Source organism: Streptomyces sp. (assembly GCF_019510245.1).
Lineage (GTDB): Bacteria > Actinomycetota > Actinomycetes > Streptomycetales > Streptomycetaceae > Streptomyces.
This window is the reverse complement of record NZ_JAEKKT010000165.1, coordinates 1-11,192: the sequence shown is the minus strand read 5'-3', so window position 1 is coordinate 11,192 and position 11,192 is coordinate 1. Positions and strand designations below refer to the sequence as shown.

General features: G+C 73.2%; 12 protein-coding genes. 7 read left to right on the top strand and 5 right to left on the bottom strand.

Features of this window, described 5'->3' with window-relative positions:
- The first annotated feature begins 93 nt into the window (after nt 1-93).
- Nucleotides 94-984, top strand: coding sequence for a hypothetical protein (locus JF597_RS31840; protein ID WP_294003277.1), 891 nt, complete (start codon nt 94-96; stop codon nt 982-984).
- Nucleotides 985-1,015: 31 nt separating this feature from the next.
- Here the strand turns inward: JF597_RS31840 and JF597_RS31835 are convergent, their stop codons facing one another.
- Together JF597_RS31835 and JF597_RS31830 are read right to left on the bottom strand one after the other, a co-directional pair.
- Complete coding sequence (locus JF597_RS31835) at nt 1,016-1,921, bottom strand: SDR family oxidoreductase (protein ID WP_294003237.1); 906 nt, start codon at nt 1,919-1,921, stop codon at nt 1,016-1,018.
- Nucleotide 1,922: 1 nt separating this feature from the next.
- Nucleotides 1,923-2,681 carry an SDR family oxidoreductase gene (locus JF597_RS31830; RefSeq protein ID WP_294003236.1) on the bottom strand — a complete coding sequence of 253 codons (759 nt, stop codon included), beginning with the start codon at nt 2,679-2,681 and terminating at the stop codon, nt 1,923-1,925.
- 101 nt (nt 2,682-2,782) lie between these two features.
- On the opposite strand from JF597_RS31830, the gene JF597_RS31825 reads away from it, so the two are divergent.
- The 4 genes from JF597_RS31825 to JF597_RS31810 are packed head-to-tail and all read left to right on the top strand — an operon-like array spanning nt 2,783 to nt 6,168.
- On the top strand, nt 2,783-3,535 hold the full coding sequence (locus JF597_RS31825) for an enoyl-CoA hydratase family protein (protein WP_294003235.1): 753 nt from the start codon (nt 2,783-2,785) through the stop codon (nt 3,533-3,535).
- Nucleotides 3,528-4,376, top strand: coding sequence for a CoA-transferase (locus tag JF597_RS31820; RefSeq protein ID WP_294003234.1), 849 nt, complete (start codon nt 3,528-3,530; stop codon nt 4,374-4,376). The genes JF597_RS31825 and JF597_RS31820 overlap by 8 nt, the downstream gene beginning before the upstream one ends.
- Nucleotides 4,373-5,119 (top strand): CoA-transferase, encoded by a 747-nt coding sequence (locus JF597_RS31815; RefSeq protein ID WP_294003233.1) that lies wholly within the window; start codon nt 4,373-4,375, stop codon nt 5,117-5,119. The genes JF597_RS31820 and JF597_RS31815 overlap by 4 nt, the downstream gene beginning before the upstream one ends.
- A complete protein-coding gene (locus JF597_RS31810) occupies nt 5,119-6,168 on the top strand; it encodes a nitronate monooxygenase (protein WP_294003232.1) in 1,050 nt (349 codons plus the stop codon). The genes JF597_RS31815 and JF597_RS31810 overlap by 1 nt, the downstream gene beginning before the upstream one ends.
- 4 nt (nt 6,169-6,172) lie before the next feature.
- Here JF597_RS31810 and JF597_RS31805 read toward each other — a convergent pair whose 3' ends face one another.
- From JF597_RS31805 to JF597_RS31795, 3 genes are read right to left on the bottom strand one after another with little or no spacing between them, the layout of a single operon-like run.
- The gene (locus tag JF597_RS31805; RefSeq protein ID WP_294003231.1) at nt 6,173-7,330 is read right to left on the bottom strand and encodes an acetyl-CoA C-acetyltransferase; all 1,158 of its coding nucleotides are present in this window, start codon (nt 7,328-7,330) and stop codon (nt 6,173-6,175) included.
- 46 nt (nt 7,331-7,376) lie between these two features.
- Nucleotides 7,377-8,012, bottom strand: coding sequence for a TetR/AcrR family transcriptional regulator (locus tag JF597_RS31800; RefSeq protein WP_294003230.1), 636 nt, complete (start codon nt 8,010-8,012; stop codon nt 7,377-7,379).
- Between the two features lie 15 nt (nt 8,013-8,027).
- Nucleotides 8,028-8,816: an SDR family oxidoreductase gene (locus tag JF597_RS31795; RefSeq protein ID WP_294003229.1), complete on the bottom strand. Its 789-nt coding sequence runs from the start codon at nt 8,814-8,816 to the stop codon at nt 8,028-8,030.
- Nucleotides 8,817-8,869: 53 nt separating this feature from the next.
- On the opposite strand from JF597_RS31795, the gene JF597_RS31790 reads away from it, so the two are divergent.
- Entirely contained in the window at nt 8,870-10,009 is a 1,140-nt protein-coding gene (locus tag JF597_RS31790; protein WP_294003275.1) for an acyl-CoA dehydrogenase family protein, read from the top strand.
- 1 nt (nt 10,010) lies between these two features.
- Nucleotides 10,011-10,946, top strand: coding sequence for an acyl-CoA dehydrogenase family protein (locus tag JF597_RS31785; RefSeq protein ID WP_294003228.1), 936 nt, complete (start codon nt 10,011-10,013; stop codon nt 10,944-10,946).
- Nucleotides 10,947-11,192: the final 246 nt, after the last annotated feature.

Sequence of the window (11,192 nt, the reverse complement as noted above, 5' to 3'; positions counted from 1 at the left end):
CCGCGGTGTCCGAACAGCCTTCTGTCCCCGTTTTCGCCCATCCCCCGCATACTGTGAAAGACAGCTCCAGCGGCGTCCGTGGGGGTAACTGACGTGGCGAACGGCGGCCCGGTGGAACACGGCTACCCGCACCTGGACACCGTGCGGGCCGCCATCACGGCGTTGTACCGGCGCCTGTCGTACGACACCGTCCAGACCTTCGCCACCAGCGTCCTCCCCGCCGACGTCGCGTTCTGCGACACCGACGACCTCCACCTCGGCTCGCAGCGCGTCGCCCGCGAGATGGTCCGGCACTTCCGCCTGCCCGACGCCCGCATGATCGTCGGCTTCAAGGACATGACCCACGCGGCGAACGTCGAACTCACCGCGGGCCCCGAGTACTTCATCGAGCTGAACGACCGGTTCCGCACCCACCGCAGGGACATCGGCGCGGCCCTCGCCCACGAGGTGATGCACGTGTACCTGCACCGCCTGGACCTGTCCTTCCCGGGCGTCCGGGAGAACGAGATCCTCACGGACACGGCGACCACCTACCTCGGGGCCGGCTGGCTGCTCCTGGACGCCTACCGGGAGCACGGCGAGGCGTCCCAGAAGCTCGGCTACCTCACCCCTGAGGAGTTCGGCTACGTGCTGGCCAAGCGCGCCCTCGTCTTCCACGAGGACCCGTCGGTGTGGTTCACCAGCCCGCAGGCCTACACGGCGTACCAGAAGGGCATGACCCGGGCCCGCCAGGACGAGGAGCAGCCGCCGCTGAGCGCCGCCGGCTGGGCGGGCCGCCGCCGCTACGCCCGGGACCGCCGCCACGCCCCCGGCGCGCCGCCCCCGCAGCCCGGTGCCTCCTACGCCTTCTCCCCCGACAGCGGGGGCCGGCTGCGGGTCTCGTTCCCGTGCCCGACCTGCCACCAGCGGATCAGGGTGCCGGTGCGGGGCCGGGTCCGGGCCCGGTGCTCACTGTGCCGGACGGTACTGGAGTGCGACACCTAGATCCCGTCTCGCCGGAACCGCGCCCCTGGTCTCACGCTCCGTACACCGCCCCGGGCGCCGCCGCCTCGGCCAGCAGTTTCAGTGCCGCCTCCCCCGCCTCCGCGGGGCTCCACCGGGCCCCCTTGTCGGCGGTCGGACCAGGCCGCCACCCCTCCATGACGGTGATCCGGCCGCCCTCCGTCTCGAACACCCGCCCGGTGACTCCGGTGCTCGCGGCGGAGCCCAGCCAGACCACGAGCGGGGAGACGTTCCCGGGGGCCATGGCGTCGAAACCGGCGTCGGGGGCGGCCATGGCCGTGGCGAAGGCCTGCTCGGTCATCCGGGTGCGGGCGGCCGGGGCGATGGCGTTGACCTGGACGCCGTAGCGGGCCAGTTCGGCCGCCGCGACCAGGGTGAGACCGATGATCCCGGCCTTGGCGGCGCTGTAGCTGCCCTGCCCGACCGAGCCCAGCAGGCCCGCGCCGCTGCTGGTGTTGACGATCCGGGCCACCGGGGTGCGGCCCGCCTTGGCCTCGGCCCGCCAGTGCGCGGCCGCGTGCCGCAGCGGCAGGAAGTGGCCCTTGAGGTGCACCCGCACGACCGCGTCCCAGTCGTCCTCGGCGAGGTTGACAAGCATGCGGTCGCGCAGGAAACCGGCGTTGTTCACGAGGGTGTCGAGGCGGCCGTACGCGTCCAGGGCCGCCGCCACCAGCGACTGGGCGCCGGTGTCCGTCGCGATGTCGCCGCCGTGCGCCACCGCCTCGCCGCCGGCCGCCCGGATCTCGTCCACGACGGCCCTGGCCGGGCTGTCCTGCCCCGGCCCGCCGTCGAGGCCGACGCCGAGGTCGTTGACGACGACCCGGGCGCCCTCGGCGGCGAAGGCGAGCGCGTGGGCCCGGCCGAGCCCGCGCCCGGCGCCGGTGACGACGACGACCCGGCCCGCACAGATTCCGCTCATCTCAGTCCTCCTTGTCCAACGGCTTGTTGGCAGTCGCGGCGCCGAGGAAGGCGGGCCGCTCACCGCCTCCGTGCACGAGCAGGCTCGCCCCGCTGATGTAGGCGGCCGCCTCGGAGGCGAGGAAGACGGCGGCGGCACCGACGTCGGAGGGGGCGGCGAGGCGGCCGGCCGGAACGGTGCGGGAGACCGCGTCGATGCCGTCCTGCCCGCCGTAGTGGAGGTCGGCCAGTTCGGTGCGGACCATGCCGACCACGAGGGTGTTGACCCGGACCTCCGGCGCCCACTCCACCGCCATGGACCGGGCGAGGTTCTCCAGCCCCGCCTTGGCCGCGCCGTAGGCGGCGGAGCCCGGCGAGGGGCGGCCGCCGCTGACGCTGCCGATCATCACCACCGCTCCCCGGGCCCGCCGCAGCTGCTCGTACGCGGCGAGGGAGGCGGTCAGCGGGGTGAGGAGGTTCAGCTCGATCACCCGGGCGTGCCGCTCGGCGTCCGCGTCGGCGAGCCGCCGGTAGGGGGTGCCGCCCGCGTTGTTGACGAGTACGTCGAGGCGGGGCAGGGCGTCGAAGAAGGCGCGCACGGCGGGCGGGTCGCGCAGGTCGAGAGGGGTGAACTTGACGCCTTCGAGGGGCTGTTCAGGCGGCCGGCGGGCACAGGCCACGACGTGGGCGCCGGTCTCGGCGAAGGCGCGGGCGATCCCGGCGCCGACCCCCCTGGTACCGCCGGTGACGACGACCGTCCTGCCGCTCGGCGAGTTATCCACAGGGCCTCCCGCTCGTCCGCACCGGCTGCTAGCTTCGAAGCCTCACACCTAACAAATGTTTGGTGGAAAGGCAGCTGACTGCGAAGGTAGCTGATGCGTCCATGGGTGTCTCCACCTCGTCTCCGGAAAAGGGCATCGCCCTCGTCACGGTCGACCACCCGCCGGTGAACGCACTGCCGGTGCGGGGCTGGTTCGCGCTGGCGGACGCGGTGCGCGCGGCCGGCCGCGACCCCGGTATCCGGTGTGTCGTGCTCACCGCGCGGGGCCGGGGCTTCAACGCGGGCGTGGACATCAAGGAGATACAGGCGGACGGGAACGCGGCGCTGCTCGGCGCCAACCGGGGCTGCGCGGAGGCGTTCGCGGCGGTGTACGAGTGCGAGACCCCGGTGGTGGCCGCGGTGCACGGCTTCTGTCTCGGCGGCGGGATAGGGCTGGTCGGCAACGCGGACGCGATCGTGGCGAGCGAGGACGCCGTCTTCGGGCTGCCGGAGCTGGACCGGGGCGCCCTGGGCGCGGCCACCCACCTGGCCCGCCTGGTCCCGCCGCACCTGATGCGGACGCTGTACTACACCTCGCGCACGGCGACCGCGGCCGAACTGCACGCGCACGGCTCGGTGTGGCGGGTCGTGCCCCGCGGGGAACTCGGCTCCGCGGCACTGGAGCTGGCGCGGGAGATTGCCGCCAAGGACGGCCGGCTGCTGCGCCTGGCCAAGGCCGCCATCAACGGCATCGACCCCGTCGACGTGCGGCGCGGCTACCGCTTCGAACAGGGCTTCACCTTCGAGGCCGCCCTCAGCGGGGTGGCCGACCGGGTGCGCGACACCTTCGGGAAGGAGGGTGCGGGGAGTGACTGACAAGACGATGACCGCCGACGAGGCCGTCGCCCGGCTGAGCAGCGGCATGACCCTCGGCATCGGCGGCTGGGGTTCCCGGCGCAAGCCGATGTCCCTGGTCAGAGCGGTACTCCGGAGCGGCATCAAGGATCTGACGCTGGTCGCGTACGGCGGCCCGGACGTCGGCATGCTGGTCGCGGCCGGCCGGGTGCGCAGGCTGGTGACGGCCTTCGTCACCCTCGACTCCGTCCCGCTCGAACCGCACTACCGCGCGGCCCGCGAACGCGGGGCGCTGGAGCTGACGGAGGTCGACGAGGGCATGTTCATGTGGGGCCTGCACGCGGCCGCGAACCGGCTGCCGTTCCTGCCGGTGCGGGCCGGGCTCGGCTCGGACGTGCTGCGGGTCAACCCCGGCCTACGGACCGTCACCTCGCCGTACGACGACGGGGAGACCTTCGTGGCGATGCCCGCCCTGCGCCTGGACGCGGCCCTGGTCCACGTCAACCGCGCCGACCGGCTGGGCAACGGGCAGTACCTGGGCCCGGACCCCTACTTCGACGACCTGTTCTGCGAGGCGGCGGACGCCGCCTACGTCTCCTGCGAACGGATCGTGGACACGGCCGAGCTGACGAAGGAGGCGGCCCCGCAGTCGCTGCTCGTCAAACGGCTGAACGTGACGGGGGTCGTGGAGGCGCCGGGCGGCGCGCACTTCACATCCTGCGCGCCCGACTACGGCCGGGACGAGGCGTTCCAGCGGCTGTACGCGACGACGCCCTGGGCGGAGTTCTCCCGGCGGTTCCTGGCCGGGGACGAGCACGCGTACCGGTCGGCGGTGCGGAACTGGCAGGAGGGGCAGGGGTGACGGACACACCGCACGCGCAGGTGCTGCGCTCCGAGTACTGCGTCATCGCCTGCGCCGAGGCCTGGCGCGGCTCCGGGGAGATCCTGGCGAGCCCGATGGGCCTGATCCCCTCGCTGGGCGCCCGGCTGGCCCGGCTGACCTTCGCGCCGGACCTGCTCCTGACCGACGGCGAGGCCCTGCTGGTCCGCCCGGACGGGACGCCCGAGGGCTGGCTGCCCTACCGGCAGCACCTCGCCCTGGTGTCCGGCGGGCGCCGGCACGTGATGATGGGCGCGAGCCAGCTCGACCGGTACGGCAACCAGAACATCTCCTGCATCGGCGACTGGTCCCGGCCCCGCCGCCAGCTGCTGGGGGTGCGCGGAGCGCCTCTCAACACCCTCAACAACCCGACGAGTTACTGGGTCCCGAAGCACTCCCGGCGGGTGTTCGTGGCGAAGGTCGACATGGTGTGCGGGGTGGGGTACGACCGTGTCGCCGCGCATCCGGGCACGGGGCGCTTCCACCGGATCCCGCGGGTCGTCACCGACCTGGGCGTCCTCGACTTCGAGACCCCGGACCGCTCCATGCGGCTGGCCGCGCTGCATCCGGGGGTGAGCGTCGACCAGGTACGGGAGGCGACGGACTTCGAACTGGCCGTCCCGGACGAGGTGCCGTACACCCGGGAGCCGGGCGCGGAGGAGCTGCGGCTGATCCGCGAGGTGCTGGATCCGGCCGGCGCGCGGACGAAGGAGGTCGCCGGCTGATGGAGACGGCACTGACCCGGCTGGCCGGGATCCGGCATCCGATCGTGCAGACGGGGATGGGCTGGGTGGCGGGCCCCCGCCTGGTCTCGGCGACGGCCGAAGCCGGGGCGCTGGGCATCCTGGCCTCCGCCACGATGACGCTCGACCAGCTGCGGGCCGCGATCGCCGAGGTGCGGTGCCGTACGGACGCCCCGTTCGGGGTGAACCTGCGGGCGGACGCGGCCGACGCCGGCGACCGGGTCCGGCTGATCATCGACGGGGGTGCGCGGGTGGCGTCCTTCGCGCTCGCCCCCTCCCCCGGGCTGATCGCCGAGCTGAAGGAGGCGGGCGTGGTGGTGATCCCGTCCGTGGGGGCACGGCGGCACGCCGAGAAGGTGGCGGCGTGGGGCGCGGACGCGGTGATCGTGCAGGGCGGCGAGGGCGGCGGGCACACCGGCGAGGTGGCGACGAGCGTGCTGCTGCCGCAGGTGGTGGACGCGGTGCGGATACCGGTGGTGGCAGCCGGGGGGTTCTTCGACGGCCGGGGGCTGGTGGCGGCACTGGCGTACGGCGCGGCGGGGATCGCGATGGGCACCCGGTTCCTGCTCACCTCGGACTCGCCGGTGCCGGACGCGGTGAAGGCGAGGTATCTGGCGGCGACGGTCAGGGACGTCACGGTGACCAGGGCGGTGGACGGGCTGCCGCACCGGATGCTGCGGACCGATCTGGTGGCCGCCCTGGAGCGCTCGGGCCGGGCCCGCGGTCTGCTGCACGCGATACGGCGCGCGGCGGGGTTCCGGAAGCTGTCCGGGCTCAGCTGGCCGCAGATGGTGCGGGACGGCCTGGCCCTGCGGCACGGCAAGGAACTGTCGTGGAGTCAGGTGCTGCTGGCCGCGAACACGCCGATGCTGCTCAGGTCGGCGATGGTGGACGGCCGTACGGATCTCGGGGTGATGGCGTCCGGGCAGGTCGCCGGGGTGATCGACGACCTGCCGTCGTGCGCGGAGCTGGTGCGACGGACCATGGCGGAGGCGGAGGAGACACGGGAACGGCTCATGGCCCTCAAGTGAGGGCTCACAACCTCTCGATGATCGTCACGTTCGCCTGCCCCCCGCCTTCGCACATGGTTTGGAGGCCGTACCGGCCGCCGGTGCGCTCCAGTTCGTGCAGGAGGGTCGTCATCAGCTTGACGCCGGTGGCGCCGAGCGGGTGGCCGAGGGCTATCGCGCCGCCGTTGACGTTGACCCTGGCGGGGTCGGCGCCGGTCTCCTTGAGCCAGGCGAGGACGACCGGGGCGAAGGCCTCGTTGATCTCGACGAGGTCGATCGCGTCGACGGTGAGCCCGGTCTTCTTCAGGGCGTGGGCGGTGGCCGGGATAGGCGCGGAGAGCATCCGGATGGGGTCCTCGCCGCGGACGGAGAGGTGGTGGACGCGGGCCCGCGGGCGCAACCCGTGTTCGCGGACCGCGCGTTCGGAGGCGAGGAGCATGGCGGCGGCGCCGTCGGAGACCTGGGAGGAGCAGGCGGCGGTGATGGTGCCGCCGTCGACGACCGGCTTCAGGGCGGCCATCTGCTCCAGGGAGGTGTCGCGGCGTGGCCCCTCGTCCACCGCGACCGGGCCGTAGGGCACGATCTCCCGCTCGAAGCGGCCCTCGTCGATGGCGCGCAGTGCCCTCCGGTGGGAGTTGAGGGCGAACTCCTCCTGGTCCCGGCGGCTGATGCCCCACTTGGCGGCGATCATCTCGGCACCGGCGAACTGGTTGACGGGCTGCCTGCCGTACCGGGCCCGCCAGCCCTCGCTGCCCAGGAAGGGGCCTTCGGTCAGCCCCAGCGGCTCGGCGGCCTGGCGGGAGGCGAAGGCGATGGGGATCTGGGACATGTTCTGGACGCCGCCGGCGACCACCAGGTCCTGGGTGCCGGACAGGACGGCCTGCGCGGCGAAGTGCACGGCCTGCTGCGAGGAGCCGCACTGGCGGTCGACGGTGACGCCCGGCACCTCCTCGGGCAGCCCGGCCGCCAGCCAGCAGGTCCGGGCGATGTCGCCGGCCTGCGGCCCCACCGCGTCCAGGCAGCCGAAGACGACGTCCTCGACGGCGGCCGGGTCCACGCCCGACCGCTCCACCAGGGCGGTCAGCACATGGGCGCCCAGGTCGGCCGGGTGGACCCCGCTCAGTCCGCCCTTGCGCCGCCCGACGGGTGTGCGCACCGCTTCGACGATGTAGGCCTCGGCCATCTCGGCAACTCCCTCGGCAGAAAGGGGCTTTCAACGAATGGGTGGGCTACTCACGGACGGCGATCCCGTCCAGCACCATCGACAGGTACTGCCGGGCGATCTCCTCCGGGCTGTGCTGTCCGCCGGGCCGGTACCAGGAGGCGGCGACCCACACGGTGTCGCGCACGAACCGGTAGGTGAGGCGGACGTCGAGGTCGGCGCGGAAGACGCGCGCGGCGACCCCACGCTCCAGCGTCGACAGCCATGCCTTCTCGAACCTGCGCTGCGACTCGGCGAGGAAGCCGAACCGCTCCTGCGCGACCAGCTGCTTGCTCTCCTTCTGGTAGATGGCGACGGCGGCGCGGTGCCGGTCGATCTCCCGGAAGGACTCGGTGACCAGGGCTTCGAGGGTCTCGCGGGGACCGAACCCGGCGGCCAGGACGGTGTCGTAGCCGTCCCAGAGCTCGTCGAGGAACGTTTGCAGGATCTCCTCCAGCATCGATTCCTTGGAGTCGAAGTGGTAGTAGAGGCTGCCGGCGAGCATGCCCGCGTGGTCCGCGATGCTGCGCACGGTGGTGGCGTTGTAGCCCTGCTCGGCGAAGACCTCGGCGGCGGTTTCGAGGAGTTCGCGGCGTCGAGCGGGAGCGGCGGCAGCCGCACGCCTGCTCGCCGCGGTCACCTGGGGCTTCTTCTGGGTCGGCACGGGTACATTCTCGTCCTACGGGTGCTGGCTGCTGACGGAGACGACCTCGCCGGTGAGGTAGGAGGAGTAGCCGGACGCCAGGAAGACGATCGCGTTGGCCACCTCCCACGGCTCGGCGTACCGCCCGAAGGCCTCGCGGGCGGTGAGCTCCTCCAGCAGCTCGGCCGAGGTCACCTTCACCAGGTGCGGATGCATGGCGAGGCTCGGTGCCACCGCGTTGACCCGCACGCCGTACCCGGCCGCCTCGATCGCCGCGCACCGGGTCAGCGCCATCACCCCGGCCTTGGCGGCGGCGTAGTGGGCCTGGCCGGCCTGGGCCCGCCAGCCGACGACGGAGGAGTTGTTGACGATCACTCCGCCCTGCCCGCTCTCGCGGAAGAGCCGCAGGGCGGCGCGCGAGCACCGGAAGGTGCCGTTCAGGGTGACGTCCAGGACCCGGGTCCACTGGTCGTCCGTCATGTCAACGAGGGCCGATGTCCCGCCCAGCCCCGCGTTGTTGACGACGATGTCCAGCCGTCCGTGCTCCCGTACGGCGGTGTCGAAGAGGCCGCGGACCTGGACCTCGTCGGTCACGTCGCACGGGAAGGCGGTCACGGCGCCCGGATGTTCGCCGGCCAGCTCGGCCGCGTACTCCTTCAGGCGCCGCGCATGGGCGTCGCTGATCAGCACGCGGGCGCCCTCCTCCAGGAAGCGGCGCGCGGTCGCCCCGCCGATCCCCGCCCCGGCCGCGGCCGTGACGACGGCGGTGCGCCCCTCGAGCAGCCCGTGCCCGGGCACGTACTCCGGACTCTCGACGCCTGTCATGGACCCACGCTAACCTACCAAACACTTGTTAGGGAAGGACGGTGACGGCGACCGTGGACCTGACCCACAGCCCGGCGGACGAGGAGTTCCGCGCCGAGGCCCGCGCCTGGCTCCGGGCCCGTGTGCCGCGCGCCCCGCTCCCCTCTCTGGAGACGGCGGAGGGCTTCGCGGCGCACCGCGCCTGGGAGGCCGAACTGGCCGTGGACCGCTGGTCGGTGGTGTCCTGGCCCGAGGAGTACGGCGGCCGGGACGCGGGTCTGCTGCGATGGCTGTTCTTCGAGGAGGAGTACTGGGCGGCGGGCGCGCCGGGCCGGGTCGGCCAGAACGGCATCAGCCTGCTCGCGCCGACCCTCTTCGACCACGGGACCGAGGAACAGCGCGCGCGGGTGCTGCCGCCGATGGCGACCGGAGAGGTGGTCTGGGCGCAGGCGTGGTCCGAGCCCGGAGCCGGTTCCGACCTGGCCGCCCTCACCTCCAGGGCCGTGCGGACGGACGGGGGCTGGCTGCTCACCGGCCAGAAGACGTGGTCGTCACGGGCGGCCTTCGCCGACCGCGCGTTCGGCCTGTTCCGCAGCGAGCCGCAGGCACCCAAGCCGCATCAGGGGCTCACCTACCTGATGTTCGACCTGCGCGCGCCGGGGGTGACCGTGCGCCCCATCGGCCGTCTCGACGGGAAGCCGGCCTTCGCGGAGCTGTTCCTGGACGAGGTGTTCGTGCCCGACGAGGACGTGATCGGCGAGCCGGGCCAGGGTTGGCGGATCGCGATGTCGACGGCGGGGAACGAACGAGGGCTGACGCTGCGGTCGCCGGGGCGGTTCCTGGCCGCCGCCGACCGGTTGCGCGCGCTCTGGCAGGCGCGGGGCGAACCGGAGTGGGCCGCGACCCGGGTGGCCGACGCCGTCGCCGGCGCCCGCGCGTATCAGCTCTTCACCTACGCGGCCGCCGCCCGCTTCCTGGACGGCGAGTCGCTCGGCCCGGAGTCCAGCCTGAACAAGGTGTTCTGGTCGGAGCTGGACCTGGCGCTGCACGAGACGGCGCTCGACCTGCTGGGCGCGGAGGGCGAATTGGCCGACACGCCGTGGTCGGAAGGCTATGTCTTCTCCCTCGCCGGTCCGGTCTACGCGGGCACCAACGAGATCCAGCGCGACATCATCGCCGAGCGGCTGCTCGGCCTGCCGAAGGGACGCCGCTGACATGCGTTTCCTCCTCGACACCGGGCAGCGGGACTTCGCCGGCGCCCTGCGGGCGCTGCTGACGGCGGCGGACACGCCGGCGGTGATACGCGACTGGAGCCGCGGCGAGCAGGCGAGCGGGCGGGCGCTGTGGGGCCGGATCGGCGAGGCGGGGGTGTTCGGGCTCGCGGTGCCGGAGGAGTACGGCGGAGTGGGCCGCCTGCCCGTCGACCTCGCTGTGGCGTTCGTCGAGTTGGGGCGGTACGCGGTGCCGGGGCCGTTGGCGGAGACGGTCGCGGCGGCGGTGCTGCTCGACGACGGGGAAGGCCTCGCCAAGCGGTTCCTGCCGGGGATCGCGTCGGGCGAGTCGCTGGCGACGGTGGCGTTCGAGCAGCACGGGTACGGGTCGGCGCTGGACGGGGACGCGGCGGACGTGCGGCTCGCGGCCACGCCGGAAGGCCTGCGGCTGTCCTCCGGCGCGGGGGCGTTGCGCCGGTCCCTGGACCCCGCCCGCCGGCTCGCCCCGCTCTTTCCGGTGGGTGAACTGCTCAGCGCGGAGCCGCCGTGGGCGGAGGCACTGACCTGGGCCCGGCTGGCCACGGCCGCACAGGCGCTGGGGGTGGGGCTGGCCCTGCTCGACAGAACGGTGGCCGGCGTGCCCGTCGGGTCGTTCCAGGCGGTCAGGCATCGGCTGGCCGACGTCAAGATCGCGCTGGAGTTCGCGCGGCCGATGGTTTTCGGGGCGGCGGTGACGATGACGGCGTCGGATGTGGCCGCGGCGAAGCTCAGCTCGTGCGAGGCGGCGTGTACGGGTGCGGCGGCTGCCCTGCAGCTGCACGGCGCGATCGGTTACACCGCCGAGTACGACTTGTCGCTGTGGCTGACCAAGGCACGGGCGCTGCGGGCGGCTTGGGGAACGCCGGATGAGTGCAGAGGGGTGGTTCTCGGTCGTCGTTAGGCTGCGGGCCCGTGGGGGCTGGTCGCGCAGTTCCTCCCCCAGCCTTCGGCCGGGGGGTACCCCCAGCGCCCCTTTGGGGCGCGCTTCAGTGCTCGCCGTGGGAAAGTTCCCGGTACTCCTCCTTCGTCGGCTTCGGGATGTGGGTGTCCGGGCCGAACATGCCCTTCGCCATGCTTGCCCGTAGCCGCTGGGTGAGCGTGACCTTGCGCCGTACCCCGTTCGCGTCCTCCAGGGGACCTATCTCGT

What these genes read in the sequence shown, in the direction of transcription:
- JF597_RS31825 (WP_294003235.1), top strand. Translation starts at nt 2,783, where the DNA reads ATGGGTGTCTCCACCTCGTCTCCGGAAAAGGGCATCGCCCTCGTCACG.
- JF597_RS31785 (WP_294003228.1), top strand. Translation starts at nt 10,011, where the DNA reads ATGCGTTTCCTCCTCGACACCGGGCAGCGGGACTTCGCCGGCGCCCTG.
- JF597_RS31810 (WP_294003232.1), top strand. Translation starts at nt 5,119, where the DNA reads ATGGAGACGGCACTGACCCGGCTGGCCGGGATCCGGCATCCGATCGTG.
- JF597_RS31835 (WP_294003237.1), bottom strand. Translation starts at nt 1,921, where the DNA reads ATGAGCGGAATCTGTGCGGGCCGGGTCGTCGTCGTCACCGGCGCCGGG.
- JF597_RS31805 (WP_294003231.1), bottom strand. Translation starts at nt 7,330, where the DNA reads ATGGCCGAGGCCTACATCGTCGAAGCGGTGCGCACACCCGTCGGGCGG.
- JF597_RS31795 (WP_294003229.1), bottom strand. Translation starts at nt 8,816, where the DNA reads ATGACAGGCGTCGAGAGTCCGGAGTACGTGCCCGGGCACGGGCTGCTC.